Raw genomic sequence first — 26,131 nt, forward strand, 5'->3', positions numbered from 1 at the left:
CACAAATATCGCATATCCGAATTCGCTGGGCTGTCCATCTGGACATTCTGGCTACAGAATTTCTTGACGACCATAGAGCATTGGAACCACCTGATCCCATCCCGAACTCAGCAGTGAAACGATGCATCGCCGATGGTAGTGTGGGGTTTCCCCATGTGAGAGTAGGTCATCGTCAAGATTCATTTCGCAAAACCCCTATCTGCGCATGCAGGTAGGGGTTTTGTCTTTCCGGCCCAGGAAACCTTCAGCCCCGGGCCAATTCCGCCAGGTGCGCCGTCGCTTCTTCGCTCTTGAGCACCAGCACATCGCCTTCCAGCGAATCGAGCACCACTTCCGCAGTATTACCGATCAGGGCCCCGGAAATCCCGGTGCGCGCGACAGTGCCGATTACCGTGACCACGGCATCGAGTTGCTTCTCGAAATGGGGAATCAGCACATCTGCTGGCCCTTCCGCGACATGCAGGCGGTCTTCACTGATATCGAACTCGGCCTGGAACGCACTGCAGGCCTCCCGATAGCGCTTCTCGATGGTTTCACTCAGCTGATAAACCGGGTCTGACGCCGACAGCATCGGGGAGGGGTGCGCACTGACGACATGCAGGTCGCCCTTGGCCAAACCGGCAATCGCATAGCCGTGGTCGATGATGCTGGCGTGCAGGTGGCGATGATCTTCGTCCTGGTTGCCCACGTCCACCGCTGCCAGGATCACGCCGCCGGTCCACGATCGTTCGCTTTTGACCATCAGTACCGCACACGGGCACTGGCGCAGCAGCTTCCAGTCGGTAGGCGTCAGCAGGGCCTTTTTCAACGGGTTGTCGGGCCGGTGCTCCTTGATCACCAGCTCACAACCTTCTGCCTGCTGCACATAGATGATCGACTCGTGCAGGCTTTCCTGCCATTTTTGTTCATGGGTCACGTTATCATAGCCATCATCATGCAACTGGCTGCTGAGCAAGCTGAGCAACGCACTGTGATCATGCTTCTTGTCACACATCAGCAGATGCAGGCGAGCACCGGTCACGCCGGCGATCAGCTTGGCCCGAGTCAGCGCACGGCTATGGGCATGTTCGGGGTCGAGGACGACGAGGATGCTGCGGACAGCTTGCATGGGCGTTAACTCCGTTCAAAGGTTGCGACCAATGCCTGACTATAGTCGGCGCCTCCCGCGTCGCCGCTTGACGTACATCAAGCATAGCCACTGGTGCTACCTGCCGCCCCCGGTATAATCGCCGGTCTTGCCTGTCCAGTGTGGTTGTTCGCTTATGTCGCTGATCCCCGAAATCGATGCCTTCCTCGGCTGCCCGACCCCAGATGCCTGGATCGAAGCGGCACTCGCCGACCAGGAAACCCTGCTGATCGATCACAAGAACTGCGAGTTCAAGGCGGCCAGCACCGCCCTGAGCCTGATCGCCAAGTACAACACTCACCTGGACCTGATCAACATGATGTCGCGCCTGGCCCGTGAAGAGCTGGTGCATCACGAGCAGGTACTGCGGCTGATGAAGCGCCGTGGCGTGCCGCTGCGGCCGGTCTCGGCAGGGCGCTATGCGTCTGGCCTGCGCCGTCTGGTGCGCGCCCACGAGCCGGTGAAGCTGGTGGATACACTGGTGGTCGGAGCATTCATCGAAGCCCGTAGTTGCGAGCGCTTTGCCGCTTTGGTGCCGCACCTTGATGAAGAGCTCGGCACCTTCTATCACGGCTTGCTGAAAAGCGAAGCCCGCCACTATCAGGGTTACCTGAAACTGGCCCACCAGTACGGGGACGAGGCGGACATCACCCGTCGCGTCGAACTGGTGCGCGCAGCGGAAGCGGAGCTGATCCAGTCTCCCGATCAGGAGCTCCGTTTCCACAGCGGTATCCCGATGGCGCAGGCGGCCTGAACACCTAGTGGCGGCGCCCCAGCAGCAGGCCAATTACCAGGCCGAAGCCTGCGGACACAGCCACGGTCTGCCATGGATGGCCACCGATATAGTCCTGGGTGGCGTCGACCACCGGTTGCGCCTTGGCGCGCACCTGGCCGGCGGCCTCACGGGCCTGGCGCAATTTCAGGCTCACCTGCGCTCTCAGGGTCTCGGCTTCTTCGCCAACCAGCGCGGCGCTTTCGCTAAGCAGTTTTTCTGACTCTTCGATCAATGACTGCAGCTCACTGAAAACCTGGTCCTTGATCTGATCACTGTCGGCCAGTGCTGCGGTTTTTCGGGCCATGAACACGTCCTCGTCGATGGGGTGGTTGAACAATGGATGCCAGCGCGCCGGGAAAGTTGCGATGGCTTTGCCGATGATGCGACGCCAGGGTGTAAGATAGCGGCCATTTTCAACAGGCAGGAACCTTCATGACTTTCAATCTGGCCAACATGAGCTTCGAGGAACGGGCGCAGATCGAGGCGGAAAAGGCCCGGCTGTTCGAGATGTGGCAGAACAACCTGGGCAAAGCCAAAGGCGAAGCTGCGCGGCTGATCGCCGAAAAGCCACGCCGCAAAGGCAAGTGGGCTGAATGGGTGCGTGCCGAACTGGACGCTATGTCGCCGCCGGAATTCGCCAGCATGGTCCGCAGCGAGGTCAACAAGATGATGGCTGCCGCCAGCGCCAGTCGCTGATCCATCCCCTACCTGTACAGGCTGCCCTCCTTGGGCAGGTCCAGCTTGCCCTCGTCAGTGAAGCGCACGGTGCCCAACGGCCCGCCGGCCAGTTTGCCGCGCAGCTTGTAAGGCATCCCTTGCAGTGAATCGAGCTTGCCCAGGCCGTAGGCCTGGCGCAGGAAGGCGAACGCCGTGATGCTCACGGGCACCACGATCACGGCTTCGTCGTAACGGCCGATGTGCCCTTGCTGATCACTGACCCCAGCTGCCAGCGGCTGACCGTTCACCTCCAGGTTCAGCGCAACGCCGTTGTAGTCGATGGCCGACTCGTTGGGGTTCTGCACCCTCATCTTCACCGCCATGCGCATTTCCAGCTCCTGGCCCGGCAGCGGCTCGATGCCGATCACACTGATATTGAGCGGGTCGCGAGCCTGGAACAGTGCGCAGGCGTTGAGCGCGCCAGCCAGCATCAGTACCAGCGGCAGGCGAAGGGAGCGGCGCAAACGGGCAGCCATGGGTAAGGTCCTTGCCGACGAAGTGGTGCCTGCAGTGTGGCAAATGCACGGTCGCGTTGAAAGTGTTGGGTCTTGTGAGCGAGACCGTTTCTCGTTAACACCCGATAAACACCACCAGCAGGTCCTCCAAAAACGCCTGCTGCGCCTCCCCAGGCACCTGTGCCCGATGCCGAGCCAAGGTGAAGGGCACCACGAAATCCAGCAGCGGATCCAGCGCCCGCAACATCCCCTGATCTTCCCAGCTCGCCGCGCAGTGACACGGCAGATAGCCAATATGCCGCCCCGAAAGAATCAACGTCAGCACGCTCTCGATCTGCTCCGCCACCGCCATGCTGCGCCGGCTCTGGAACGGCTCGCCGTCTTTGAGAAAGCGGTAGGGATGGCGCACCTGGTCCGCCTCCAGCAATTGCTCGTGCGTTACCTCGGCCTGATCGAACAGCGCATGCCCCTTGCCGCAGTACAGGCGTTGGCGTTCTTCGAACAATGGCTGATAGTCGAAGGCTGCCTGGTTGCCGGAAAAATAGCTGATGGCAAAGTCCAGCCGTTGCTCCAACAGCAGCCGCTCCAGCTCCGCCGGTGGTGCGCTGATCAGCTCCACCTGCACCGCTTCCTCACGCCCGCGAAAGCGTGAAATAGCCGTGGCCAGGCGCAGGCTCACGGCCGCATCCTGGTTCTCGGCCATCCCCACCCGCACCGTTCCCAGCAGGCGCCCGGCCACGCCGTTGGCCTGCTGTCGGAACAACTCGATGTTCAGCAACAGGCCACGGGCAGCCTCCAGCAGCCGCTCGCCCTTGTCGGTCAGGCGAAAACCGCCTTTGCCACGGCTGCACAGGCGGTAGCCCAGGCGCGTTTCCAGCTGCGCCATGCGCTGGCTGATAGTGGGCTGGCTCAGCCCCAGTACGCCTTGGGCGGCACTGAAGCCGCCGGCCTCTACTACAGTGACGAACAGCCGCAGCAAGTGCAGGTCGGGGTCGTGCAGTTGTCCGAGCATCACATTGCTCCTGATGAATGTCAGCTTTGCAAACTTGCCATTCTTGCAATGTTACCCGGCTGGCATGCTGGCGGCATCCACCCACTTGCCGAGGTGCCCGTCATGCGTCGATCGCTGTGCCTGTTGTCCTTGATCCTGGCCCTGCCGCTGCAGGCCGAAGAAAAGGTCGTCAATCTCTACAGCTGGGCTGACTACGTCGCCCCGCAAACCCTTCAGCGCTTCGAAAAGGAAACCGGCTACAAGGTGCGTTACGACACCTTCGACACTACCGAAGTCCTGGAAACCAAGCTGCTCACTGGCCGTAGCGGCTACGACGTGGTCGTGCCGTCAGCCACCGTGCTGGCCCGGGCGCTGAAGGCCAATGCCCTGCAACCGCTCGACGCGCAAGGCATGCCCGGCTACGCCAACCTCGACAAGGACCTGCTGGCCAAGCTGGCCGAGGCCGACCCAGGCAACCGTTACGCGGTGCCCTACACCTGGGGCACCCTGGGCCTGGGGGTGAATGTCGAGGCCGTGCGCCAGCGCTTGGGCGATGTGCCGCTGGATAGCCTCGACCTGCTGTTCAAGCCTGAGTACGCCAGCCGCCTCAAGGCGTGCGGCATCGCCATGCCAGACTCGCCGCAGGAAGTGATCGGCGTCGCCCTCAATTACCTTGGCAAAGACCCTTACAGCCAGGACAAGGCCGACCTCGCGGCGGCGCAGAAGCTGCTGAACCAGCTGCAACCGTCGATCAGCTATGTCGCCAATGGCCGGCAGATCAGCGACCTGGCCAACGGCAGCGTGTGCCTGGCGTTGACCTACAACGGCGATGCGGCCATGGCCGCCGACCAGGCGCGCCGCGCCGGCAAGCCCTTCGAGCTGATCTACCGCATCCCCCGTGAAGGCACGCTGGTGTGGCAGGACAACCTGGTCATACCCAAGGACGCCCCGCACCCGGAAGCCGCCCGGGCGTTCATCGCGTTCATGTTGAAACCGGAGTCGGTGGCAGCGCTGACCAATACGCTGTTCTTCGCCAATGCCAACCAGGCAGCGACGCCTCTGGTCGATGACGCCGTGCGCAATGACCCGGATATCTACCCTCCTGCCAATGTGCGTGAGCGCTTGTATGCCGACCGCAGCATGGCGCTGTCCGACCTGCGCCAGCGCAACCGCTTGTGGACGGCTTTCCGCAGCCGCCAGTGACCGATAAATACCAAGGAGCCCCACCGTGGAACAAGCCCAGAACAACGACCAGGCCATGACCCGCGACAGCCTGTACGGTACCGCAGCAGAAAGTACCTACGCCGGTATCACCAGTTTCTCCCGTCGCCGCTACAGTCGCGACCTGCGTGGGGTGGATGTGGTGGTCAGCGGTGTGCCATTCGACACCGCCACCAGCAACCGCCCCGGCGCGCGCTTCGGGCCGCGCGCAATCCGCGCCGCCTCGGTGCAGCAGGCCTGGGCACGCCACTGGCCCTGGGCGTTCGACCCGTTCGACCAGCTGGCGGTGATCGACTATGGCGACTGCGCCTTCGACAGTGGCACCCCGCAGTCGGTCCCGGACAGCATCCAGGCCCACGCCGAGCACATTCTTGAAGCCGGTTGCGCCATGCTCACCCTGGGCGGTGACCATTTCATCAGCTACCCGCTGCTCAAGGCCCATGCCCGGCGCCATGGCCCGCTGGCGCTGATCCATTTCGATGCGCACAGCGACACCTGGCCGGACGAGGAGGGCCGCATCGACCATGGCACCATGTTCTGGCATGCCGCACGCGAGGGCCTGGTCGATCCGTCCTGCTCGGTGCAGGTCGGCCTGCGCACCACCAATGACGACAGCCAGGGCTTCGCCATCCTCGATGCCCGGCAGGTGCATCGCCAGGGCACCGAAGCGATCATCGCAGCGATCCGCCAACGGGTCGGCGACCGACCGGTGTACCTGACCTTCGACATCGACTGCCTCGACCCGGCCTATGCGCCCGGCACCGGCACCCCGGTATGCGGTGGCTTGAGCACGGTGCAGGCGCTGGAGATCCTCGGTGGCCTGCGCGGCATCAACCTGGTGGGCATGGACCTGGTGGAGGTGGCGCCGGCCTATGACCACGCTGATATCACCGCGCTGGCCGGAGCCACCCTGGCCATGGAGATGCTGTGCCTGTACGCGGCACGGTACAAGGTCGATGCCGCCCGGTGATCGGCGGGCCTGATGCACTGCGCCATCAGGCCCATACTGAAACATCAGGAATCGCATTCACACTTTTGCCGCGAACCCTTCGCGCCTTAGGCTATCCAAACGCACAAGGCGCGCTTTTTCGTACAGGAGGTGAAGCATGGGTCTTAGAGTGCCAACCTTGATCATCGGCTTGACGCTGGGCTTGTCGGTGCAGGCAGCTCCTGCGCAGCCACTGCAGCTCGCCGCCAGCAACAACAACCCGTACAACAGTCCGATCCAGCGCGCCAACCCCAACAGCCGCCAGGGCAGCATGCCGGCCACACCGCCCGTGCGCGGCCCGTCCACCCAGCCCATCTACCGCACGCCAAGCCTGGACAACCGCGGCATCGGCAATGGTGACAACCTGCGCCGCCAGCAGCAGGCGCCCAATCTGGAGCCGACGCGGCCACCGCGTGATAGCCAGCGTGCGCCCTGACCCATAGAAAGGAATCCTGCATGACCCGAACCCACTGGCTGACTGCCTTGACCGCTGCTGCGCTGTTGCCGCTGCTGGCCCATGCTGCCCCTGAGCAGCAATTTTCCAGCGAAGAGGGGCAACTCACGGTCAGCACCGTGGCCGATGGCCTGCGCAACCCTTGGGCACTGGCATTCCTGCCGGGCGGCAAGGACATGCTGGTCACCGAGCGCCCCGGCAACCTGCGCGTGGTGAGCGCCGAGGGCAAGGTTGGCCCACCCATCAGCGGCGTGCCCAAGGTCTGGGCCGAAGGCCAGGGTGGCCTGCTCGACGTGGTGCTGTCGCCTGGGTTTGCCAAGGACCGCACGGTCTACCTGTCGTACGCCGAGGAGGGCAGTGATGGCAAGGCCGGCACGGCAGTGGGCCGTGGCCAGCTGTCCGAGGACCGTGCACGGCTGGAGCACTTCAATGTGATCTTCCGCCAGCAACCCAAGCTCTCCGAAGGCAATCACTTTGGCTCGCGGCTGGTATTCGACCGCGACGGCTTCCTATTCATCGCCCTGGGCGAGAACAACCAGCGCCCGACAGCCCAGGACCTGGACAAGCTGCAGGGCAAGATCGTGCGGATCCTGCCTGATGGCGAAGTACCGAAGGACAACCCCTTCGTCGGCAAGCAGGACGTGCGCCCGGAAATCTGGTCGTTCGGCCATCGCAACCAGCAGGGCGCAGCGCTCAACCCCTGGACCGGCAAGCTTTGGACCCATGAACACGGCCCGCGTGGCGGCGACGAGATCAACATCCCGGAGCCGGGCAAGAACTATGGCTGGCCGATCGCCACGCACGGCATCAACTACTCGCTGATGCCCATCCCGGAAGCCGAGGGCAAGCATGTCGACGGTATGGTCGACCCGCACCATGTCTGGGAAAAGTCACCCGGCATCAGCGGCATGGCCTTCTATGACAGCCCGACCTTCAAGGCCTGGGATCACAACCTGTTCATTGGCGCGCTGGCGACCCAGGAGTTGATCCGCCTGCAGCTCGATGGCGACAAGATCGTCCACGAAGAGCGTTTGCTGGGCGACTTGAAGGCGCGCATCCGTGATGTGCGGGTGGGGCCGGATGGCTACCTGTATGTGCTGACCGATGCCAAGGATGGCGCACTGCTGAAGGTGGGGTTGAGCGAGGGCTGAAGGCAACGGATGCCTTCTCTGGCTCTATCGCCGGCTTGCCGGCGATAGAGCCAGTGCAGACAATAGGGCTCTGACAGGCCAAGCGAACTGCCATGCCCATTGATCCGAAAACCCTCTATAACCAAGCACTCAGCGAGCAGGGCTATGCCCAAGACCCGGCTCAAGGGCGCGCAGTCGATGCCCTGCAGACCTGCTTTCAGGCCATAGAACAGGGGCATCGCCCCCAGGGCCTCTACCTCTGGGGCCCGGTCGGCCGCGGCAAGACCTGGCTCATGGACCTGTTCCACCGCTGCCTCAGCGTCCCGTCCCGGCGCCAGCACTTCCACCATTTCATGGCCTGGGTCCACCAGCGCCTGTTCCAGCTCAACGGCACTGCCGACCCCTTGAAGGCGCTGGCGCGGGAACTGGCCGGGCAGATTCGTGTGTTGTGCTTCGACGAACTGTTCGTCAGCGACATTGGCGATGCGATCATCCTCGGCCGCCTGTTCCAGGTGCTGTTCGATCACGGCGTGGTGGTGGTCGCCACCTCTAATCAGCCGCCGCAACAACTGTACCGCGACGGCTTCAATCGCGAGCGCTTCCTGCCGGCCATCAGCGCCATCGAGCGGCACATGCAGGTGCTTTCGGTGGCCGGCGAGCAGGACCATCGCCTGCATCCGGGCGCCCAGTGCCAGCGTTACTGGGTGGCCGAAGCGGGGAGCAAAGGCGGCGCGCTGGAAGCCGTATTCGTGCAGCTCAGCCCGGATGACCCCGGCAGCAACGCCCCCCTGCTGATCGGCTCGCGGCAGGTCGAGGTGATCCGGCGAAGCACCCAAGCCCTCTGGTGCCACTTTACCGAACTCTGCGAACGGCCCTTGGCCGCCATGGAGTTCATGGCCTTGTGCGATCAGTTTCCGGCGATCCTGGTCGAAGGTATCCCGGCTCTGGGCGGTGAACAGCAGGCCGGGCGCATCGCCCGCGGCACAGAAGATGGTGCAGCGCGTGTCGTGGCAGGCGACCGGGAATTGCCGATGCTGTCACCCAAGGATGACGCCGTGCGCCGTTTCATCGCCCTGGTCGACGAATGCTACGACCGCCGGGTGGCCCTGTACCTGGAGGCGCAGGTTCCGCTCGATGCGCTCTACACTCAAGGGTATCTGGCGTTCCCGTACCAACGGACCCTGAGCCGGCTGCGGGAGATGCAACTGCAACGCTTCGCCTGAAGGAGCCGAGCCATGGAGCCGCTGTCGCATCATCTGCTGACCCAGGCCTACAACAATGGATGGGCCAACCACCGCCTGTACAAGGCCTGCCTGCAACTGACCTTTGATGAGTTCGTCGCCCCCCGTTGCAGCTTCTTCCCGTCGATCAAGGCCACCCTCAACCATCTGCTGACGGTGGACTGGTTCTATCTGGACATGCTCGAGTGCGAGCAGCGCGGTGAAGCACCGAACCCGGACGGCGAGCGTTTCTTCGAGCCTGAGCAACCGTTCGCCACCTGTACCGACCTGCATGCCGAGCAGGCCCAGGCCGACCACCGGCTGATCGCCTATTGCAGCCTGTTGCAGGATGATCAGCTGACGCGCTATGTGAGCATCGTGCGGCCCGAGCGGATCCAGCGCGAACAGCGCCTGCGCCTGCTCGCGCACCTGTTCGAGCACCAGATCCATCACCGTGGGCAGGTGCATGCGATGCTCAGTGATACGGCGGTAAGGCCGCCGCAGCTGGATGAGTTTTTCTGTGAAGAGGAAGCCGACCTGCGGGCGCTGGACTTCGCCGAACTCGGCTGGAGCGAAGCGCAGGTCTGGAAATTGTAGGGGCGCACAGCGCCCCCATTGGCCCGTTTAGCGCCCGAGCCACTCCACCAGCGTGCGGTTGAAGCGCCGCGGCTCCTCGATCTGCGGGGCATGCCCCATGCCCTCGAAGGTCACCAACTCGCCGTGTGGAATCAGCTTGGCCACGTGCGGCCCCAGTTCCTTGTACTTGCCCAGCTTGGCCTTCACTTCAGGCGGAGCAATGTCGCTGCCGATCGCCGTGGTGTCTTGGTCGCCGATCAGCAGCAGGGTCGGCATCTTCAGGTCCTTGAACTCGTAGTACACCGGCTGGGTGAAGATCATGTCGTAGATCAGTGCCGAGTTCCACGCCACTGCCTCATGCCCCGGCCCCTTGTTCAGCCCCACCAGCATCTGCACCCAGCGTTCGTACTCGGGCTTCCAGCGCCCTGCATAGTAGGTCTTGCGCTCATACTCGCGCACGCCTTCGGCATCGAGCTTGAGCTCGCGGGCATACCACTGGTCCACCGTGCGGTAGGGCACGCCGAGGGCTTTCCAGTCCTCCAGGCCGATCGGGTTGACCATCGCCAGGCGCTCGACTTGTTGCGGATACATCAGTGCATAGCGAGTGGCGAGCATGCCGCCGGTGGAGTGGCCGAGCACGATAGCCTGTTTGACACCCAGCTGTCCGAGCAGGGCATGGGTGTTCACCGCCAGTTGCTGGAAGCTGTACTGGTAATGCGCCGGCTTGCTCGACGTGCAGAAGCCGATCTGGTCCGCGGCGATCACCCGGTAGCCCGCCTGGCTCAAGGCGTCGATGGTGGTCTCCCAGGTGGCCGCGCAGAAGTTCTTGCCGTGCATCAGCACTACGCTGCGGCCATTGGCCTGGCCCTGGGCCGGCACATCCATGTAGCCCATTTGCAGGTGCTGGCCCTGGGACTGGAAGTCGAAATGCTGGAGTGGGTGAGGGTAGCTGAAGCCTTCGAGCTGTTTGCCGTAGGCAGGCGATTCGGCAGCGATGGCCGGGGCGCCGGCGAGGCAGGCCAGGGCCAGGGCGGTTGCGCGCAGCATGGGGGCACTCCATGTAGGACCATGTAGGAATTGGCGACTTTAGCAGTCAGCGGAACACCTTAAACGTTAAAGGTGTTACCAGGCATGAAACCAGCCCAGGGTAATCATCGCCACGATGCTATAACGCCCGCCCTTGGCCAGGGTCACCAGCAGCAGAAAACGCCAGAACGGCTCACGCATGATGCCGGCAATCAGGGTCAGCGGATCGCCGATCACCGGCATCCAGCTCAGCAGCAGCGACCATTGCCCCCAACGCTGGTAGCGCTGTTGCGCGCGTTCCAGCTGGCTGGCGCTGAACGGGAACCAGCGCCGCTCGCGCAGGTGCTCGATGGCCCGACCGAGCAGCCAGTTGACCAGCGAACCGAGCACATTGCCCACGGTGGCCACCAGCAGCAAGGTCAGCCAGGCATCGGGCTCGCGCAGCAGCAGGCCGACCAGCACCGCCTCCGATTGCAGCGGCAGCAGGGTGGCGGCACCGAAGGCGCTGAGAAACAGCGCCCAGAGGCTCAGCATCAGTAGCTGGCGACCACGGTATCCTGGCCATCCTGGGTCACGCCGATGACCTGGTAGGCATCCTTGTGGTCACCCATTTCCATGCCAGGCGAGCCCATGGGCATGCCCGGCACGGCCAGGCCCTTGAGGTCGTTGCGCTTGGCCAGCAGGCGCACCTGCTCGGCGGGCACATGGCCTTCGACGAACTTGCCGTCGATCACCCCGGTGTGGCACGACGCCAGGCGCGGCGCCACGCCCAGGCGCTGCTTGACGGCGCTCATGTTCGGTTCGACGTGGTCGTTGACGGTGAAGCCGTTGTCGCGCAGGTGGCTGATCCAGGCCTTGCAGCAGCCACAGTTGGGGTCGCGGTAGACATCGATGGTTTCGCCGGCCTGGGCCAGGCCGGTGATGGCCAGCAGGCCGAAGGTGATCAGGTGTTTACGCAGCATGGTCGAACAACTCCTTAGAAACGCAGGCGGATGCCTGCCACCAGACGGGTCTGGCCGAGGTCTTCGCCGTCCTCACGGGCCTGGCTGGCGCGGTTGCCATGCAGGCGCTCGAAGCTTACCCCGACATAGGGCGCGAAGCCTCGGCTGATTTCGTAGCGCAGGCGCAGGCCGACTTCGCTGTCGGCAAGCCCCGCCCCCTGTTCGTGGCCGGTATCGTTGCGGCCGTAGAAGTTGGCTTCCAGGTTCGGCTCGAGGATCCAGCGGTTGGTCAGCAGGATAGCGTAAGCGGCCTCCAGGCGCAGCGCGCTCTGTTGTCGCTCGCCGGCATAGGCGGTGGCTTGCAGTTCCAGGCCATACAGCGGGGTGCCCTGGATGCCGAAGGCGGCCCAGGTCTGCCCGCTGGCCGGCTTGAAGTCCTGGCGCAGGCCGCCGACCAACTCCCACCAGGGGCTGATCGCATGGCCCCACAACGCCTGAAGCTCGGCCTTGTGGGTCTTGCCTTGTTGCCGTTCACCCTCGCTGCGCAGCCACAGGCGATCGATGTCACCACCGACCCAGGCCGTGGCGTTCCACTTGAGGGCGCTGCTGCTTTCGAAGTTCTGGTACTCCAGCTGATCGACGATCACTGCCCAATTGACGGCGCGATCATGCACCTGATGGCCCGCCAGGTGTGGGGGCTCGGCCATGGCCCGTTCGCTGGCCAGCAGTGCGGTCAGGGCGACAGCGGTTACCAGGCGCCGGTTGTTGATCTCATGCATCGACCCGTACCTCGCGGAACATGCCGGTCTCCATGTGGTAGAGCAGGTGGCAGTGGTAGGCCCAGCGGCCCAGGGCGTCGGCTGTGACCCGGTAGCTGCGGCGGCTGCCAGGCGGCATGTCGATCGTATGCTTGCGTACCAGGAAGCGCCCATGTTCGTCCTCCAGGTCGCTCCACATGCCGTGCAGGTGGATGGGGTGGGTCATCATGGTGTCGTTGACCAGGGTGATGCGCACCCGCTCGCCGTAGGTCAGGCGCAACGGTGCGGCATCACTGAACTTGACCCCGTCGAACGACCAGGCGAAGCGCGCCATGTGTCCGGTCAGGTGCAGCTCGATATCCCGTGAAGGTTCGCGGCCATCCGGGTCCGGGTAGGGGCTGCGCAGGTCGGCATAGGTCAGCACCCGGCGGCCGTTATCACGCAGGCCGATGCCGGGGTCGGCCAGGTTGGCGCGAGGCGCCATGGTCTGCATGTCCACCAACGGGTTGTCGGTTTCGCTGGTGGGGTGGCCTTGCAGGCTGTTCATGCTGGCGTGGTCCATGCCGGCCATGTTGCTGTGATCCATCGCGGCCATATTGCCGTGGCCCATGTCGGCCATGCTCAGCACCGGGCGCGGGTCTGGCTCTGGCACCACCGCCTGCAGGCCCATGGCGCGGGCCAGGGTGCCGCGGGCGTAGCCGCTGCGGTCCATGCTCTGGGCGAACAGGGTATAGGCGGGCAGGTCGCCGACGGTCACTAGCACGTCGTAGGTTTCGGCCACCGCGATACGCAGTTCATCAACGGTCACTGGCGTCAGCGGCAGGCCGTCGGCGGCGATTACGGTCAACGAAAGGCCTGGAATGCGGAAGTCGAAGTAGGTCATGGCCGACGCATTGATCAGGCGCAGGCGCACGGTTTCGCCGGGCTGGAACAGGCAGGTGAAGTTGCCGTCCGGGGGCTGGCCGTTGAGCAGGTAGCTGTAGCTGGCGGCGCTGATGTCGGCCAGATCGGTCGGGCTCATGCGCATGCGCGCCCAGGCCAGGCGTTCGTCGACAGTATTGCCCCAACCTTTGTCGGCAATGTCGCTGACAAAGTCGCCGAGCGTGCGCTTGTGGTAGTTGAAGGCGTCGGACTGTTTTTTCAGCGTCGCCAGCAACGCTTCGGGCGCCTGGTCGGACCAATCGCTGAACAGCAGCACATGGTCACGCTGGTAGGCATGCGGTTCCGGCGCGCGCGGCTCGATGACGATCGCACCATAGACCCCGGCCTGCTCCTGCAGGCCGGAATGGCTGTGGTACCAATAGGTGCCGCTCTGGCGCAGGGTGAACTGGTACAGGTAGTCGCCACCCGGCGCGATGCCGGCGAAACTCAGGCCCGGCACGCCGTCCATGTTGGCCGGCAGGAGGATGCCGTGCCAGTGGATCGAGGTGTCCTGGTCGAGGCGGTTGCGCACGCGCAGGGTCACCGTGTCGCCTTCGCGCCACCGCAGCAGCGGGCCGGGCAGGCTGCCATTGACGGTCAGCGCGGTGCGTGGCCGGCCAGTGATGTTGACCGGCGTCTGGCCAATCAACAGCTCGAAGTGCTGGCCGGCCAGCTCGCGGCCATCGCTGGCCTGGGCCAGTGGCCGCCACAGGCCCAGGCCGGCCAGTGTGGTGGCGGCGCCCAGGCCTTTGACGAAGGTGCGGCGGGTAGGGTTGCGCAACATGGCGTGGCCTCATGCGGTAGAGCCACGATCCTCGCCGGTTGCGCCTGTCAGTTGGCTGAGGCGCCGATTACAGCCTTGTCAGGCAGCCTGTTCAGCGTCGCCCAGGTCGCGCATCAGCAGGCCGTACTCCAGCGCAACCTGCTCGGGAATCGGCAGGTACACCACATGGCCGTCACCGGGCGCCACCTCGATGGCGTGCTGTTGGCGGTCGAACAGGCGGTGCAGGTCGAAGTGGTAGTTGCCACGTGGGGTCATCAACTCCAGGTGGTCACCCAGGGCGAAGCGGTTCTTCACCTTGACCTCGGCCAGGCCATCGACGCGCACCCCCGTCAGCTCGCCGACGAACTGTTGGCGCTCGGACAGCGAATTGCCGCGCAGGTAGTTCTGGTATTCATCGTGCACATGGCGGCGCAGGAAGCCTTCGGTGTAGCCGCGCTGGGCCAGCGATTCGAGGTTGTCCATCAGGTCCCTGTCGAACGGCCTTCCGGCTGCGGCGTCGTCGATGGCCTTGCGGTAGGACTGCACGGCCCGGGCGCAGTAGAAGTGACTCTTGGTCCGGCCTTCAATCTTCAGCGAGTGCACCCCCATGGCAGCCAGGCGCTCGACGTGCTGGATGGCGCGCAGGTCCTTGGCGTTCATGATGTAGGTGCCATGCTCGTCCTCGAAGGCTGGCATCTCGCTGCCTGGGCGGTTGCTCTCTTGCAGCAGGAACACCTGCTCGGTGGGGGCGCCAAGGCCCAGGGTCGGCTCGACTTCGCGGACGATGTCGCCGGTGGCGTTTTCCGTGGCGGGGGTGGCCTGGTATTTCCAGCGGCAGGCATTGGTGCAGGTGCCCTGGTTGGCATCGCGCTTGTTCAGGTAACCGGACAGCAGGCAACGGCCGGAGTAGGCCATGCACAGTGCGCCGTGGACGAACACTTCCAGCTCCATGTCTGGCACTTGCTGGCGGATTTCCTCGATCTCCTCCAGCGACAGCTCGCGCGACAGGATCACCCGGCTCAAGCCCATCTGTTGCCAGAACTGCACGCTGGCCCAGTTCACCGTATTGGCCTGTACCGAAAGGTGCACCGGCATCTGTGGAAAGTGCTGGCGCACCAGCATGATCAGCCCGGGGTCGGACATGATCAGCGCATCGGGTGCCATCGCGATCACCGGTGCCAGGTCCTTGAGGAAGGTCTTCAACTTGGCGTTGTGCGGCGCGATGTTGACCACCACATAGAAACGCTTGCCCAAGGCATGCGCCTCGCTGATGCCCAGCGCCAGGTTGGCGTGGTCGAACTCGTTGTTGCGCACCCGCAGGCTGTAGCGCGGCTGGCCGGCGTAGACCGCGTCGGCACCGTAGGCGAAGGCATAGCGCAGGGTCTTGAGGCTGCCGGCGGGGGCAAGCAGTTCGGGCTTGGCGGGTAGGGTCATGGGCGCACCGGGGCAAAGGCGCGGATGCTACCGGCTGAGCGGGGCCGTGGTATTGATTTGAATCAAGGTCAGGGTGGCACTTTTGCGCAGATGGCATGCACTAATAACCATGACACCCAAGGAGCCGCCATGAACCACGACGCCCTGCAGAACAAAGCCCTGGCAGTACTCCTGACACTTGTGACCATTGCCTTCGTGTGGATCCTGCTGCCGTACTACGGCGCGATCTTCTGGGCGGTGATTCTCGGCATCCTGTTTGCGCCATTGCAGCGTCACCTGCTGATCCGCTTCGGCCGCCGGCGCAACCTGGCGGCGGGCTGCACCGTGCTGGTGTGCCTGCTGGTCGCCGTGCTGCCGGTGATCATCACCAGTGCCTTGCTGGTGCAGGAAGGCGCCACGCTGTACCAGCGAATCGAGAGCGGGCAGCTGGACATCGCCGGCTACGTCGAGCGCGGCAAGGACATGCTTCCGGCCTTTGCCCAGCATGGCCTGGACCGCATGGGCATGGGCAACCTGGACGGCCTGCGCGACAAGATCACCAAGTGGGCGACCCAGGGCGGCCAGGTGCTGGCGAGCCAGGCGTTCAACTTTGGCCAGGGCACCTTCGAGTTCCTGGTGAGCTTCGGCATCATGATGTACCTGCTGTTCTTCTTCCTGCGCGAGGGGGCCGACGTGGCGCGCCGGGTGCGCCTTGCCGTGCCGCTGCCGGAACACCAGAAGCGCCGCCTGCAATTGAAGTTCAACCGGGTGGTGCGGGCCACGGTCAAGGGCAATGTGCTGGTGGCCGTCACCCAGGGTGCGCTGGGCGGTTTTATCTTCTGGGTGCTGGATATTCCCAGTGCGCTGGTGTGGGCGGTGCTGATGGCGTTCCTGTCGCTGCTGCCGGCGGTGGGGGCGGGGATTGTCTGGGCACCAGTGGCGGCCTATTTCCTGCTGACCGGGGCGATTCTGCCGGGGGTGATCCTGACCGCGTTCGGCATGCTGGTGATCGGCCTGGTAGACAACCTGTTGCGACCGATCCTGGTGGGCAAGGACACGCGGATGCCCGATTACCTGATTCTCGTGTCCACCCTGGGCGGGCTGGCGGTATTCGGGCTCAACGGCTTCGTGATCGGGCCGTTGATCGCGGCGTTGTTCGTTTCCAGCTGGGCGATTTTCGCTGCGACCAAGCCACAGGTGCAGTTACCGTCCTGAGTAGTTTTCAGCGGAAGCTGTACGAAACCCCAGCGTACACGGCGAAGCCTTCGCCCGGTGTCGAGCGGGCAATGTCCTGGCCGCCATCGTTGTACCCCGGGGTCACGGTTGCTGCGTAGCGCTTGTTGGTCAGGTTGCGCAGGTCCAGCCAGGCCTGCCAGTCCTGCTTCGGCGAGTCCCAGCCCAGGCGCGCGCCAAGCAGGGCATATTCGTCGGCATGGTAGCTGTTGGCGTAGTCGACCTGCACCTTTGACGCCATCTGCGTGTTGACCCCGGCGTAGAACCCGCTCGGCCAGTCGTAGCGCAGTTCGGCCTGGTAGTAGTGCATGGGGATGCCGGGCAGGCGGTTGTCGCCGAATTTGTCGTCGTCACGGTAGTGGAAGTCGCTGAAGGTATAAGCCTGGCGCAGGCTCAGCTTGCCAGTGCCGGGTTGCTCCCAGAGGAGGCTGTCCAGGCCGGCTTCGAGGCCTTGGTGCACGGTGGGGCTGGCGTTGTATTCGCCAGTGATGCCTGGGGCGAGCTCCACTGCCAGCAGTTCATGACGCACCTGGGCGTAGTACCAGGCAAGGTCCCAGCGGCCGATCAGCGAATCACCGCGGGCGCCGAGTTCAAGCGTGGTGGCTGTCTGATTTTGCATCTCGATGGGCTGGAACTTGGTTGGCGCGCTCCAGATAAGCGACCATGGGTGCGGCGGCTCCACCGAGCGGCTGAGATTGCCGTAAACCTGCAGGTCCGGGCGAATGTCGTAACGCAGGCCCACACGCGGGGCATAGTCCCAATCATGCTGGCTGACTTTGCCGCCGGTGGCCGGGTAAGTCACATCACTTTCACGGCGGGTATAGATCATCGCCAGGCCCGTGGTCAGCCACAGGTTGGGGATCAGTTCCAGATCATTGCCCGCATGCAGCACGGTGTCCGAACCCTGGTAGGTGAAGTCACGCGTGCGCGCGCCGACCACGTCATTGACTCGCGAGAACTGCGAGGCGCCACTGTTGGGCAGGTGCTTGGTGGTGCGCCAGCCAAGGGTGGTCTTGCTCTCATGGCCGAGCAGGGTGTCACGACGGAAGTAGTTCAGCGTGCCGCTGACATCGGTGTAGGCCACCTTCAGGCGCATGGCACCCTCGCGCAGGTCCATCGGGTAGTCGTGATAGACCAGTCCGGCCTCCAGGCGCGAATCATCGTCGAGGAAGAAGGTGGTCTTGTTGCCCACCCAGGTGCTGCCGGGTTGCGGACGGCTGTCGTTGCGCGACAGATAGCCCGGGTTGGCGGCGCGCGGGTCGTGCTTGATCTGGTCTTTGGTCAGGCGCCCGGCCAATTCGTTTTCGGTTTCCCGATAACGCAGGTAGAAGCGCGTTTCCAGGTTGGGGTTGAAACGGTAGCCGACGTTGGCAGCGATGCCCTTGGCGCTGCCGCTGCTGTGCGCCTGGTAGCCGTCGTACTCCGAATCGGTCAGGGCCACGTAGTAGTCGAGGTTGCCCAGCACCTGCCCGGAACTGATGTGGCGGTGCTGGTAGCCACGGCTGCCGACTTCATAGCGCACCTGCAGCGGCGCAGCGTCGTAGCCGGTGTGGGTCACGTAGTTGATGGCCCCGCCCAGGGCCAGCGAGCCCTGATCGAAGCCATTGGCCCCGCGCAGCACTTCGGCGCGGCTCAGCCACAGGGGTTCGAACAGCTCGTAGGGCGTACCGCCCGGGCCGGTAAGGGGCAGGCCGTCGAACATCGTGTAGACCCCGGAGCCATGGGCGCCAGGGGCACGGTTGATGCCCGAGCCGCGGATCGACAACTTGATGCCATCGTTACCCGCCGACTGCGCAAACACGCCGGGCTGGTAGGCCAGCACATCCTGATTGCTGGCGACCCGGCCTTGCCCGACACGTTGCATGTCCACCAGGTTACTGGCGCCAGGCACTGCTTGCAGGCGTTCGCGGGCGTCGTCCAGTTCGCTTTGTTCCTCGTCATTGATCAGCACCTGGCCCAGTTCGACGGCAGGCGCTGCCGTGGCGTGCGGGCTGACGGTGAAGAGGGCCAGCAGACCAAGGTAAGACGAGAGGGGTGAAACGGGACGCATCGTACAACTCCAGGCGATAGGCGGACGGACAACGGCGTTGTGACGCGCGAAAAGCCGATCGAAGCACGGCGATAAGAAATTTTCCTGTGTAGTACGTGTTGGACGGATGTGTAAGACGGTTCTCTACAAGTTGCATCGCTGGAGCCGGCACGGCCGGCGTCCGTAAGGTGGCCCTATTGGCGGCAGCACTCCGCGCTGCCCACTCTGGCGACTACTTGGGGAACTCAGTGATGGAAACCAACCTTCGACGGACACCTGAAAGCCATACCGATGCGCCGATTCACCTGACACCGCGCGAACAGCAAGTGCTGTTGTGGTGCGCCTACGGCAAGACTTCATGGGAGATCGGCCAGATCCTGCAGTGCAAAGAGTCGACGGTGAACTTTCACGTCTCCAACCTGCTGCGCAAGTTCGATGTTCCCACGCGCGTCGCAGCCGTCATCAAAGCCATCCGCTACGGCATGCTGGCCGAGTAGTGAGGAACGACATGCGTGCAGAACACATAACTCCGCAATCTTCAATCGAGCCTTCGTTCAGTGCTTCACGGTTTCCTGATTGTCACGATCCCTTCTGGCCACGCATCGAACTGAGCGTGTTACGTGCACACCTGCAGCTTGGCGAGGAGGTCAGTGAGGCGCGCCTTGCCTTGGCCGCGCGCTGCGCCGCCATCGATGCCGCCAGCGAATTCGCCAGCTGGCGTAGCGCATTGCGTTGCCGTGGTTACCGGCGCCTTGAAGAGGTGGCCGGGCATGCCAGCGGCAGGGCGCTGTCAGTCTGCTATCGGTACTTCATCGCGGCTGCGGTAAGGCGTGACCTGCGTGCCGAGCCGGCAGCCGGCGGAGGAACTGCACATGGATGAGCCCTATCTGATGGAGGCCGCCATCGCTGCCTTCTACGAATTGCTGGATACCGAGGGCAGGGCGTTGTTCGGTGCGCTTTTGGGGGCCTTGCTGGTAAGCGCGGCCCGGGACCGGTTCATCATCGTTTCGCGCAAGCGCCTGTCTGCCCGCAAGCAGGTGTTGCTGGTGTTCCTGACCCTGGGGGTCGGTTACCTGTTCGAGCCGCTGTTGCACGCGATGGCGCCAATGCTATCCCGTGGCATGGCCGCGTTCGCCGCTGCGGTAGTGGTTATCCCGATTACCTTGAAGGTGCTGGTCTGGCTGGACTCGGTAGACCTGCGCGAGCTCATCCAGCGCTGGCGCCGCCGAGGCTGACCTTACTGTGCAGCAGGCGAGCGCTTTGTCAGCTCCTGCAATTGCCGCTCGAGTTGACGGATACGTTGTTTGTCTTCGATGTACAGCAGCACTGACTGGCGATCTGAATGGGAAAGCTCGCGCAGCCGGTCGAGCATGTCGCTCTGCCAGCTGTCCTGGCTTTCCAGCGCACGGCTGTCATCGCGCTCACCCAGAAGCAGCCAATCCAGCGAGCAGCGGTGCTGCTGGGCAAGCTCTATGCAAAGTGAGTATGGAATGCTGTCGCGTACCTTCCAGCTGCTCAGGGTCTGCGGGCTGACTGCCAGAGCCCTTGCCAGCTGAACGTCGGTATCCGAGCCGGTCAGTAGCTTAAGGCGTGCCAGCACCGATGCAAACAAGTGGCTACTCATAACAAATATCCATGACTGGTTTAACAACATTCCCTGGGCTTAGAATACTCGTTATGAATATTTGCCATTCGATTTGAGGAGATATCTTGGCATGAGAAGTAATATGATGAAAAACCTTTCTAAAACCGTAGTCGATGCTCGCGCCGATAGCGGGCTTTTCCTACAGCGTGATGGTTCAAGCAGCACGCGCAGGTACATTGCGTGAGTACCTACAAGCTTGTCTGCCCCCACTGCAACAGCCGTATGCGCATTCGGACCAGTGAAGGTCGGCATATCTTTCTGCGCGTAGCCTACTTGCAATGTATCAATGAGGCCTGCGGCTGGTCGGTGAGGGCGGAGTTTGAAATGACCCACGAACTTTCGCCCAGTGGCATGCCCAACCCGGAAGTGCACTTGCCCTTGGCCACTAAGGAACTGCGCAAGTCTGCTGTCCTGGCGCGCAATGAAGGCTCGCCTGGTGGCTCTGGGCTGGGAAAGCCCATCGAGGCGGCCACCAAACGCAGATAAAAAAACACCCCGCATATGCGGGGTGTTTGTTTTTCAGCTGTGATCAGCCAAGCAGTTGCAGGCCGGCGTGCTGAACCATGTCCAGCAGTGGCTGCGGGTACACACCGAGGACGAAGGCGAGAATGGCGATGGCCAGCAGCATCACGCCGCCGGTGCGCTGTTCCCACTTCAGCGGGGCGTCGTGGCGACGCAGGTTCGGCTCGACCAGGTACAGGGTGACCATGACGCGCAGGTAGTAGTACACACCGATGGCGCTACCGATCACCAGGGCACCGACCAGCCACCACAGCTGCGACTCGACGCCGGTGGCGATGATGTAGAACTTGCCGATGAAGCCGGCGGTCAGCGGGATGCCTGCCAGCGACAGCATCATCACGGTCAGCACTGCGGTCAGGTACGGGCGGCGCCAGAACAGGCCGCGGTACTCGTACAGCGCGTCGGCGTCACGGCCGCCGTAAGGCGAGGACATCAGGGTGATGACACCGAAGGCGCCAAGGCTGGTGATCACGTAGGTGACCAGGTACACGCCCATGGCTTCCATGGCCAGGCCCTTGCTGGCGACCAGGGCGATGACCAGGTAGCCGAAGTGGGCGATGGACGAGTAACCGAGCAGGCGCTTGAGGTTGCTCTGGGTCAGCGCCAGCAGGTTACCGATCAGGATCGAAGCCACGGCGATCACGGCCAGGACAGTGCTCAGAACGCCGCTGCTGGCAGCAGGGGAGAGCATGAACAGGCGCACGACCACGGCAAACACGGCAACCTTGCTGGCGGTGGCCAGGAACGCGGCGACCGGCGCCGGGGCGCCTTCATACACGTCCGGGGTCCACAGGTGGAACGGTACCAGCGACAGCTTGAAGGCCAGGCCGACCAGCATCATGCCCAGGCCCAGCTGGGCCAGCAGGCTTGGCATGCTGGTGGCGGCCAGGGCCTTGCCCAGCTGGTCGAAGGTCAGGCTGCCAGCGTCGGCGTACAGCAGGGCCATGCCGAACAGCAGGAACGCGGAACCTGCGGCCGACAGCACCATGTACTTGATACCGGCTTCCAGCGAGCGCTTGTTGAAGAACGCATACGCCACCAGGCCGTAGACCGGTACCGACAGCAGCTCCAGGCCGATGAACAGCCCGGCCAGGTGGTTGGCGCTGACCAGCACCAGGCCACCGAGGGCAGACATCAGCAGCAGCAGGTACAGCTCTTCACGGTTGCCCGGGAAGCCTTTGGAGCCTTCGCCGAGGTAGGCGTGGGCGAGGGTGACGCAGGCCAGCGTGGCGACCAGGATGATCGCCATGTACAGGCAGGCGAACTTGTCGATGGTGATCAGCGAGGTGACCGCCAGTGGCGCAACCTTCAGCGCCGGCAAGATCGACAGCAGGGCCAGGTTCAGGCCCACGGTGGACAGCAGGAAGGTCTGCGAGTGGTTGCGCTTCCAGGCGATCGCCAGCATCACCACCACGGTGGTGATGGTGGTGATCAGCATCGGCGCCAATGCGATGAAGTGTTGAGTGGTGAATTCCATAGCGCTCTTACCGGGCCGAAGCGAGTTGAGTGAAAGCGGAACCGAGCCACTGCTGCACGCCGGTCATGGTGGCGGCAGAGGTGTCGAGGAACGGCTGCGGATACACGCCCAGCAGGATCAGCAGTACCGCCAGGCCCAGCACCATGATCAGCTCGCGACCGTCCATGCCGGCCAGTACGGTGTCGGCCTTGGCCGGGCCGAAGTAGGCGCGGTGGATCATGATCAGCGAGTACACCGAGCCGAATACCAGGCCGGTGGTGGCGATCACGGTGACCCACGGTACATGCACGAAGCTGCCGATCAGGATCAGGAACTCGCCGACGAAGTTGCCGGTGCCTGGCAGGCCCAGCGACGCGGCGGCAAAGAACAGGCTGATGGCTGGCAGGTAGGCGATGCGGTGCCACAGGCCGCCCATCTGACGCATGTCACGGGTGTGCAGGCGCTCGTACAGCTGGCCGGACAGGATGAACAGCGCGGCAGCCGACAGGCCGTGGGCCAGCATCTGGATCACCGCACCTTGCAGGGCCTGCTGGCTGCCGGAGTAGATACCGATCAGCACGAAGCCCATGTGCGAGACGCTGGAGAAGGCGATCAGGCGCTTGATGTCGGTTTGCGCGAAGGCCAGGAAGGCACCGTAGAAGATACCGATCAGGCCCAGGGTCATGGCGAACGGTGCAAACTCGGCCGAGGCGTTCGGGAACAGCGGCAGGGCGAAGCGCAGCAAGCCGTAGGCCGCCGTCTTCAGCAAGATACCGGCCAGGTCCACGGAACCTGCGGTCGGTGCCTGGGCGTGAGCGTCAGGCAGCCAGGAGTGGAACGGCACCACCGGCAGCTTCACCGCGAAGGCGATGAAGAAGCCCAGCATCAGCAGGTACTCGGTACCGGCCGGCAGGTCGGCCTTGAGCAGGTCGCTGTAGTTGAAGGTGATCACCCCGGTGTTGCTGTAGTTGACCAGCACCAGGCCGAGGATCGCCACCAGCATGATCAGGCCGCTGGCCTGGGTGAAGATGAAGAACTTGGTCGCCGCGTAGATCCGGGTCTTCTTGCCATCCGCCGAGCTGTGACCCCAGAGCGCGATGAGGAAGTACATCGGCACCAGCATCATTTCCCAGAAGAAGAAGAACAGGAACAGGTCCAGGGCCAGGAACACACCGACCACGCCGCCGAGGATCCACATCAGGTTGAGGTGGAAGAAACCGACGTGGCGCTGGATCTCTTTCCAGGAGCACAGTACCGACAGCACACCGAGCAGGCCGGTGAGCAGGATCATCAGCAGCGACAGGCCATCGAGGGCCAGGTGGATGCTGATGCCGAAGCGCTGGATCCACTGGACTTTGTATTCCAGGGCCCAGGCAGGCTCGCCACCCGGAGCGGGGGCCAGGGTGTAGTCGCCGGTGCCCCACAGGTACAGGCCAATGCCGAGCAGCAGGGACATGGTCAGCAGCGCGATCCAGCGCGGCAGGGTGGCGCCGAAGCGCTCACCCAGCCAGCACAGCAGGCCGCCGATGAAGGGGATCAGGATCAGCCAAGGCAAAATCATGACGGGTTGGTTTCCTTTCGCAGAGTCGCAAGGTTCGCAAAGTTCATGGTCATACCGCTGCCACTACCACAGCGCCGAGTACCAGCACTGCGCCAACGGCGATCGAAGCGGTGTACCAGCGCAGCTGGCCAGTCTCGGTCTTGCTCATGGCGACGTTGCCGCCGCGCGCCAGGCGAGGGATGAGGCCGATGCTGCGGTCAACCGGATCCTTGCGCAGGACGTGGCTGATCAGCAGGTAAGGTTTGACGAACAGCTTGTCGTAGATCCAGTCGAAGCCCCAGGCGGCGAACCACCAGGCCGACAGCACACGGCCGATGCCGCTGTTGGCGATCGCGCTGACCAGGCGGCGCTTGCCGAGGAACAGCAGGGCCGACAGCAGGATACCGGCGATGGCGATGGCACCCGAGGTGATCTCCAGCGCGTGCTTGGCTTCGCCACCGGCATGGCCGGCGCTTTCCGGCAGCACACCGGCCAGTGGTGGGGTGATCCAGGCGCCGACGAAGGTCGACAGCACGATCAGCACACCCAGCGGCAGCCAGTGGCTGATGCCGTGGCCAGCATGGGCTTCGGTCTTCGCTTCGCCGTGGAAGGCGATGAAGATCAGGCGGAAGGTGTACAGCGAGGTCATGAAGGCGCCCACGAGACCGGCGTACAGCAGGCCGGTGTTGCCGCTGGCGAAGGCTTCCCAGAGGATCTCGTCCTTGGAGTAGAAGCCCACGGTCACGATCGGCAAGGCTGCCAGGGCAGCGCCACCGACCACGAAGCTGGCGTAGGCCAGCGGCAGTTTCTTCCACAGGCCGCCCATCTTGAAGATGTTCTGCTCGTGGTGGCAGGCAACGATCACCGCACCGGAGGCAAGGAACAGCAGGGCCTTGAAGAAGGCGTGAGTCATCAGGTGGAAGATCGCCGCGTCCCAGGCACCCACGCCCAGGGCCAGGAACATGTAGCCGATCTGGCTCATGGTCGAGTAGGCGAGGATACGCTTGATGTCGGTCTGTACCAGCGCAGCAAAGCCGGCCAGTACCAGGGTCACGCCACCGACGACGCCGACCAGGTGCAGGATGTCCGGCGCCAGCAGGAACAGGCCGTTGGTACGGGCGATCAGGTACACGCCCGCGGTCACCATGGTTGCCGCGTGGATCAGTGCCGAAACCGGAGTCGGGCCCGCCATCGCGTCGGCCAGCCAGGTCTGCAGGGGCAGCTGGGCCGATTTACCGACCGCGCCACCCAGCAGCATCAGGGTCGCCAGCACCATCCAGGTGTCGCCAGCCTTGAACTTCTGCGGTGCCAGCACCAGCAGTTCCTGCACATTCAGGGTACCCAGCTGGGCGAACAGGATGAACAGGCCGATGGCCATGAACACGTCGCCGATACGGGTGACGATGAACGCCTTGAGTGCCGCGTTACCGTTGTTGCGGTTGCTGTAGTAGAAACCGATCAACAGGTACGAGCACAGGCCCACGCCTTCCCAGCCGAAGTAGATGAACAGCAGGTTATCGCCGAGGATCAGGAACAGCATGCTGGCGATGAACAGGTTGGTGTACGAGAAGAAGCGCGAGTAACCGGCTTCGCCGCGCATGTACCAGGAGGCGAACAGGTGGATCAGGAAGCCGACACCGGTGACCACGCCGAGCATGGTGACCGACAGGCCGTCCAGGTACAGGGTGAAGTTCGGCGCGAAGCCGTCCACCGACATCCACTGCCACAGCAGCTGGCTGTACGCGCCGCCTTCAGGCGGGGCGACGTTGAACTGCCAGATGACATAGGCGGCGGTGGCGGCCGACAGGCCCACCGAGCCGACGCCGATCAGCGCGGACAGGTTCTCCGAGAACCGCCCGCGCGAGAACGACAGCAGCAGGAAGCCGACGAGGGGGAAGACGAAAGTCAGGAAGAGAAGGTTCATCCGCGCATCTCACTGGCAGCATCGATGTCGAGAGTGTGGAAGCGGCGATACAGCTGCAGCAGGATCGCCAGGCCAATGCTGGCCTCGGCGGCTGCCAGGCTGATCACCAGAATGAACATCACCTGGCCGTCGGGCTGGACCCAACGGGCACCGGCGACGATGAACGCCAGGGCAGAGGCGTTCATCATGACTTCCAGGCTCATGAGCACGAAGAGGATGTTGCGGCGGACCATCAGGCCAACCAGACCTAAGCAGAACAGGATGCCGGCGACTGCCAGACCATGTTCGAGAGGGATAGCACCCATGA

The 26,131-nt window shown here is 63.7% G+C and carries 29 protein-coding genes and 1 rRNA gene; 14 read left to right on the forward strand and 16 right to left on the reverse strand.

Annotated elements, in window-relative coordinates; all coding sequences use genetic code 11:
- Positions 1-62: 62 nt before the first annotated feature.
- Positions 63-178 (forward strand): 5S ribosomal RNA (gene rrf / locus ABE528_RS00005).
- A 66-nt stretch (positions 179-244) separates the two neighbouring features.
- Here the strand turns inward: rrf and ABE528_RS00010 are convergent.
- The gene (locus tag ABE528_RS00010; RefSeq protein ID WP_152957178.1) at positions 245-1,108 is read right to left on the reverse strand and encodes a universal stress protein; all 864 of its coding nucleotides are present in this window, start codon (positions 1,106-1,108) and stop codon (positions 245-247) included.
- Between the two features lie 154 nt (positions 1,109-1,262).
- Here ABE528_RS00010 and miaE point away from each other — a divergent pair, with 154 nt between their 5' ends.
- Complete coding sequence (gene miaE, locus ABE528_RS00015; protein ID WP_346651792.1) at positions 1,263-1,880, forward strand: tRNA isopentenyl-2-thiomethyl-A-37 hydroxylase MiaE; 618 nt, start codon at positions 1,263-1,265, stop codon at positions 1,878-1,880.
- Positions 1,881-1,884: 4 nt separating this feature from the next.
- Here the strand turns inward: miaE and ABE528_RS00020 are convergent, their stop codons facing one another.
- On the reverse strand, positions 1,885-2,205 hold the full coding sequence (locus ABE528_RS00020; protein ID WP_346651793.1) for a DUF883 family protein: 321 nt from the start codon (positions 2,203-2,205) through the stop codon (positions 1,885-1,887).
- Positions 2,206-2,333: 128 nt separating this feature from the next.
- Here ABE528_RS00020 and ABE528_RS00025 point away from each other — a divergent pair, with 128 nt between their 5' ends.
- Complete coding sequence (locus ABE528_RS00025; protein ID WP_152957175.1) at positions 2,334-2,597, forward strand: hypothetical protein; 264 nt, start codon at positions 2,334-2,336, stop codon at positions 2,595-2,597.
- An 8-nt stretch (positions 2,598-2,605) separates the two neighbouring features.
- Here the strand turns inward: ABE528_RS00025 and ABE528_RS00030 are convergent, their stop codons facing one another.
- Together ABE528_RS00030 and ABE528_RS00035 are read right to left on the reverse strand one after the other, a co-directional pair.
- A complete protein-coding gene (locus ABE528_RS00030) occupies positions 2,606-3,094 on the reverse strand; it encodes an LEA type 2 family protein (protein WP_152957174.1) in 489 nt (162 codons plus the stop codon).
- 94 nt (positions 3,095-3,188) lie between these two features.
- A complete protein-coding gene (locus ABE528_RS00035; RefSeq protein WP_346651794.1) occupies positions 3,189-4,085 on the reverse strand; it encodes a LysR family transcriptional regulator in 897 nt (298 codons plus the stop codon).
- Between the two features lie 102 nt (positions 4,086-4,187).
- Between ABE528_RS00035 and ABE528_RS00040 the strand changes: the two genes are divergently transcribed.
- The 6 genes from ABE528_RS00040 to ABE528_RS00065 all read left to right on the forward strand — a co-directional run bounded on the left by ABE528_RS00040 (position 4,188) and on the right by ABE528_RS00065 (position 9,674).
- A complete protein-coding gene (locus ABE528_RS00040; protein WP_152957172.1) occupies positions 4,188-5,267 on the forward strand; it encodes an extracellular solute-binding protein in 1,080 nt (359 codons plus the stop codon).
- Positions 5,268-5,292: 25 nt separating this feature from the next.
- Positions 5,293-6,255 carry an agmatinase gene (gene speB / locus ABE528_RS00045; protein ID WP_346651795.1) on the forward strand — a complete coding sequence of 321 codons (963 nt, stop codon included), beginning with the start codon at positions 5,293-5,295 and terminating at the stop codon, positions 6,253-6,255.
- Between the two features lie 136 nt (positions 6,256-6,391).
- Entirely contained in the window at positions 6,392-6,709 is a 318-nt protein-coding gene (locus ABE528_RS00050) for a hypothetical protein (protein ID WP_152957171.1), read from the forward strand.
- 20 nt (positions 6,710-6,729) lie between these two features.
- A complete protein-coding gene (locus tag ABE528_RS00055) occupies positions 6,730-7,878 on the forward strand; it encodes a PQQ-dependent sugar dehydrogenase (RefSeq protein ID WP_346651796.1) in 1,149 nt (382 codons plus the stop codon).
- Between the two features lie 92 nt (positions 7,879-7,970).
- A complete protein-coding gene (gene zapE, locus ABE528_RS00060; RefSeq protein WP_346651797.1) occupies positions 7,971-9,080 on the forward strand; it encodes a cell division protein ZapE in 1,110 nt (369 codons plus the stop codon).
- A gap of 12 nt (positions 9,081-9,092) precedes the next feature.
- Positions 9,093-9,674 (forward strand): DinB family protein, encoded by a 582-nt coding sequence (locus ABE528_RS00065; protein ID WP_346651798.1) that lies wholly within the window; start codon positions 9,093-9,095, stop codon positions 9,672-9,674.
- Positions 9,675-9,701: 27 nt separating this feature from the next.
- On the opposite strand, the gene ABE528_RS00070 is transcribed toward ABE528_RS00065, so the two are convergent.
- From ABE528_RS00070 to yegQ, 6 genes are all read right to left on the reverse strand, one after another.
- A complete protein-coding gene (locus ABE528_RS00070) occupies positions 9,702-10,700 on the reverse strand; it encodes an alpha/beta hydrolase (RefSeq protein ID WP_346651799.1) in 999 nt (332 codons plus the stop codon).
- 75 nt (positions 10,701-10,775) lie between these two features.
- Positions 10,776-11,213 carry a YqaA family protein gene (locus ABE528_RS00075; protein WP_152957166.1) on the reverse strand — a complete coding sequence of 146 codons (438 nt, stop codon included), beginning with the start codon at positions 11,211-11,213 and terminating at the stop codon, positions 10,776-10,778.
- On the reverse strand, positions 11,213-11,641 hold the full coding sequence (locus ABE528_RS00080) for a DUF411 domain-containing protein (RefSeq protein WP_152957165.1): 429 nt from the start codon (positions 11,639-11,641) through the stop codon (positions 11,213-11,215). Before ABE528_RS00080 ends, ABE528_RS00075 begins: the two co-directional genes overlap by 1 nt.
- A gap of 14 nt (positions 11,642-11,655) precedes the next feature.
- Positions 11,656-12,399, reverse strand: coding sequence for a copper resistance protein B (locus ABE528_RS00085; protein ID WP_152957164.1), 744 nt, complete (start codon positions 12,397-12,399; stop codon positions 11,656-11,658).
- Positions 12,392-14,083 (reverse strand): copper resistance system multicopper oxidase, encoded by a 1,692-nt coding sequence (locus tag ABE528_RS00090; protein ID WP_346651800.1) that lies wholly within the window; start codon positions 14,081-14,083, stop codon positions 12,392-12,394. The genes ABE528_RS00085 and ABE528_RS00090 overlap by 8 nt, the downstream gene beginning before the upstream one ends.
- Positions 14,084-14,161: 78 nt before the next feature.
- The gene (gene yegQ / locus ABE528_RS00095) at positions 14,162-15,496 is read right to left on the reverse strand and encodes a tRNA 5-hydroxyuridine modification protein YegQ (RefSeq protein WP_346651801.1); all 1,335 of its coding nucleotides are present in this window, start codon (positions 15,494-15,496) and stop codon (positions 14,162-14,164) included.
- A 129-nt stretch (positions 15,497-15,625) separates the two neighbouring features.
- Between yegQ and ABE528_RS00100 the strand changes: the two genes are divergently transcribed.
- Positions 15,626-16,690: an AI-2E family transporter gene (locus ABE528_RS00100; protein ID WP_346651802.1), complete on the forward strand. Its 1,065-nt coding sequence runs from the start codon at positions 15,626-15,628 to the stop codon at positions 16,688-16,690.
- Positions 16,691-16,697: 7 nt separating this feature from the next.
- Here the strand turns inward: ABE528_RS00100 and ABE528_RS00105 are convergent, their stop codons facing one another.
- Entirely contained in the window at positions 16,698-18,758 is a 2,061-nt protein-coding gene (locus ABE528_RS00105; RefSeq protein WP_346651803.1) for a TonB-dependent receptor, read from the reverse strand.
- 230 nt (positions 18,759-18,988) lie between these two features.
- Here ABE528_RS00105 and ABE528_RS00110 point away from each other — a divergent pair, with 230 nt between their 5' ends.
- The 3 genes from ABE528_RS00110 to ABE528_RS00120 are packed head-to-tail and all read left to right on the forward strand — an operon-like array spanning position 18,989 to position 19,972.
- Complete coding sequence (locus ABE528_RS00110; protein WP_152957159.1) at positions 18,989-19,234, forward strand: helix-turn-helix domain-containing protein; 246 nt, start codon at positions 18,989-18,991, stop codon at positions 19,232-19,234.
- An 11-nt stretch (positions 19,235-19,245) separates the two neighbouring features.
- Positions 19,246-19,617: a head completion/stabilization protein gene (locus ABE528_RS00115; protein WP_346651804.1), complete on the forward strand. Its 372-nt coding sequence runs from the start codon at positions 19,246-19,248 to the stop codon at positions 19,615-19,617.
- Positions 19,610-19,972: a hypothetical protein gene (locus ABE528_RS00120; RefSeq protein WP_110639131.1), complete on the forward strand. Its 363-nt coding sequence runs from the start codon at positions 19,610-19,612 to the stop codon at positions 19,970-19,972. The genes ABE528_RS00115 and ABE528_RS00120 overlap by 8 nt, the downstream gene beginning before the upstream one ends.
- Before the next feature lie 2 nt (positions 19,973-19,974).
- On the opposite strand, the gene ABE528_RS00125 is transcribed toward ABE528_RS00120, so the two are convergent.
- Positions 19,975-20,361 (reverse strand): helix-turn-helix domain-containing protein, encoded by a 387-nt coding sequence (locus tag ABE528_RS00125; protein ID WP_152957157.1) that lies wholly within the window; start codon positions 20,359-20,361, stop codon positions 19,975-19,977.
- Between the two features lie 201 nt (positions 20,362-20,562).
- Here ABE528_RS00125 and ABE528_RS00130 point away from each other — a divergent pair, with 201 nt between their 5' ends.
- Positions 20,563-20,868, forward strand: a complete 306-nt coding sequence (locus ABE528_RS00130; protein ID WP_346651805.1) for an ogr/Delta-like zinc finger family protein — start codon at positions 20,563-20,565, stop codon at positions 20,866-20,868.
- A gap of 43 nt (positions 20,869-20,911) precedes the next feature.
- On the opposite strand, the gene nuoN is transcribed toward ABE528_RS00130, so the two are convergent.
- The 4 genes from nuoN to nuoK are packed head-to-tail and all read right to left on the reverse strand — an operon-like array spanning position 20,912 to position 26,129.
- Entirely contained in the window at positions 20,912-22,381 is a 1,470-nt protein-coding gene (gene nuoN, locus ABE528_RS00135) for an NADH-quinone oxidoreductase subunit NuoN (RefSeq protein WP_152957156.1), read from the reverse strand.
- A gap of 7 nt (positions 22,382-22,388) precedes the next feature.
- Complete coding sequence (gene nuoM, locus ABE528_RS00140; protein ID WP_152957155.1) at positions 22,389-23,921, reverse strand: NADH-quinone oxidoreductase subunit M; 1,533 nt, start codon at positions 23,919-23,921, stop codon at positions 22,389-22,391.
- A 49-nt stretch (positions 23,922-23,970) separates the two neighbouring features.
- Complete coding sequence (nuoL, locus tag ABE528_RS00145; RefSeq protein ID WP_152957154.1) at positions 23,971-25,824, reverse strand: NADH-quinone oxidoreductase subunit L; 1,854 nt, start codon at positions 25,822-25,824, stop codon at positions 23,971-23,973.
- A complete protein-coding gene (gene nuoK, locus ABE528_RS00150; protein WP_008096201.1) occupies positions 25,821-26,129 on the reverse strand; it encodes an NADH-quinone oxidoreductase subunit NuoK in 309 nt (102 codons plus the stop codon). Before nuoK ends, nuoL begins: the two co-directional genes overlap by 4 nt.
- Between the last annotated feature and the right edge of the window lie 2 nt (positions 26,130-26,131).

Origin of the sequence: Pseudomonas sp. TWI628, assembly GCF_039673865.1 — a bacterium.
Lineage (GTDB): Bacteria > Pseudomonadota > Gammaproteobacteria > Pseudomonadales > Pseudomonadaceae > Aquipseudomonas.

What these genes read in the sequence shown, in the direction of transcription:
- ABE528_RS00010 (WP_152957178.1), bottom strand. Translation starts at nt 1,108, where the DNA reads ATGCAAGCTGTCCGCAGCATCCTCGTCGTCCTCGACCCCGAACATGCC.
- miaE (WP_346651792.1), top strand. Translation starts at nt 1,263, where the DNA reads ATGTCGCTGATCCCCGAAATCGATGCCTTCCTCGGCTGCCCGACCCCA.
- ABE528_RS00020 (WP_346651793.1), bottom strand. Translation starts at nt 2,205, where the DNA reads ATGGCCCGAAAAACCGCAGCACTGGCCGACAGTGATCAGATCAAGGAC.
- ABE528_RS00025 (WP_152957175.1), top strand. Translation starts at nt 2,334, where the DNA reads ATGACTTTCAATCTGGCCAACATGAGCTTCGAGGAACGGGCGCAGATC.
- ABE528_RS00030 (WP_152957174.1), bottom strand. Translation starts at nt 3,094, where the DNA reads ATGGCTGCCCGTTTGCGCCGCTCCCTTCGCCTGCCGCTGGTACTGATG.
- ABE528_RS00035 (WP_346651794.1), bottom strand. Translation starts at nt 4,085, where the DNA reads ATGCTCGGACAACTGCACGACCCCGACCTGCACTTGCTGCGGCTGTTC.
- ABE528_RS00040 (WP_152957172.1), top strand. Translation starts at nt 4,188, where the DNA reads ATGCGTCGATCGCTGTGCCTGTTGTCCTTGATCCTGGCCCTGCCGCTG.
- ABE528_RS00050 (WP_152957171.1), top strand. Translation starts at nt 6,392, where the DNA reads ATGGGTCTTAGAGTGCCAACCTTGATCATCGGCTTGACGCTGGGCTTG.
- ABE528_RS00055 (WP_346651796.1), top strand. Translation starts at nt 6,730, where the DNA reads ATGACCCGAACCCACTGGCTGACTGCCTTGACCGCTGCTGCGCTGTTG.
- zapE (WP_346651797.1), top strand. Translation starts at nt 7,971, where the DNA reads ATGCCCATTGATCCGAAAACCCTCTATAACCAAGCACTCAGCGAGCAG.
- ABE528_RS00065 (WP_346651798.1), top strand. Translation starts at nt 9,093, where the DNA reads ATGGAGCCGCTGTCGCATCATCTGCTGACCCAGGCCTACAACAATGGA.
- ABE528_RS00070 (WP_346651799.1), bottom strand. Translation starts at nt 10,700, where the DNA reads ATGCTGCGCGCAACCGCCCTGGCCCTGGCCTGCCTCGCCGGCGCCCCG.
- ABE528_RS00075 (WP_152957166.1), bottom strand. Translation starts at nt 11,213, where the DNA reads ATGCTGAGCCTCTGGGCGCTGTTTCTCAGCGCCTTCGGTGCCGCCACC.
- ABE528_RS00080 (WP_152957165.1), bottom strand. Translation starts at nt 11,641, where the DNA reads ATGCTGCGTAAACACCTGATCACCTTCGGCCTGCTGGCCATCACCGGC.
- ABE528_RS00085 (WP_152957164.1), bottom strand. Translation starts at nt 12,399, where the DNA reads ATGCATGAGATCAACAACCGGCGCCTGGTAACCGCTGTCGCCCTGACC.
- ABE528_RS00090 (WP_346651800.1), bottom strand. Translation starts at nt 14,083, where the DNA reads ATGTTGCGCAACCCTACCCGCCGCACCTTCGTCAAAGGCCTGGGCGCC.
- yegQ (WP_346651801.1), bottom strand. Translation starts at nt 15,496, where the DNA reads ATGACCCTACCCGCCAAGCCCGAACTGCTTGCCCCCGCCGGCAGCCTC.
- ABE528_RS00100 (WP_346651802.1), top strand. Translation starts at nt 15,626, where the DNA reads ATGAACCACGACGCCCTGCAGAACAAAGCCCTGGCAGTACTCCTGACA.
- ABE528_RS00105 (WP_346651803.1), bottom strand. Translation starts at nt 18,758, where the DNA reads ATGCGTCCCGTTTCACCCCTCTCGTCTTACCTTGGTCTGCTGGCCCTC.
- ABE528_RS00110 (WP_152957159.1), top strand. Translation starts at nt 18,989, where the DNA reads ATGGAAACCAACCTTCGACGGACACCTGAAAGCCATACCGATGCGCCG.
- ABE528_RS00115 (WP_346651804.1), top strand. Translation starts at nt 19,246, where the DNA reads ATGCGTGCAGAACACATAACTCCGCAATCTTCAATCGAGCCTTCGTTC.
- ABE528_RS00120 (WP_110639131.1), top strand. Translation starts at nt 19,610, where the DNA reads ATGGATGAGCCCTATCTGATGGAGGCCGCCATCGCTGCCTTCTACGAA.
- ABE528_RS00125 (WP_152957157.1), bottom strand. Translation starts at nt 20,361, where the DNA reads ATGAGTAGCCACTTGTTTGCATCGGTGCTGGCACGCCTTAAGCTACTG.
- nuoN (WP_152957156.1), bottom strand. Translation starts at nt 22,381, where the DNA reads ATGGAATTCACCACTCAACACTTCATCGCATTGGCGCCGATGCTGATC.
- nuoM (WP_152957155.1), bottom strand. Translation starts at nt 23,921, where the DNA reads ATGATTTTGCCTTGGCTGATCCTGATCCCCTTCATCGGCGGCCTGCTG.
- nuoL (WP_152957154.1), bottom strand. Translation starts at nt 25,824, where the DNA reads ATGAACCTTCTCTTCCTGACTTTCGTCTTCCCCCTCGTCGGCTTCCTG.
- nuoK (WP_008096201.1), bottom strand. Translation starts at nt 26,129, where the DNA reads ATGGGTGCTATCCCTCTCGAACATGGTCTGGCAGTCGCCGGCATCCTG.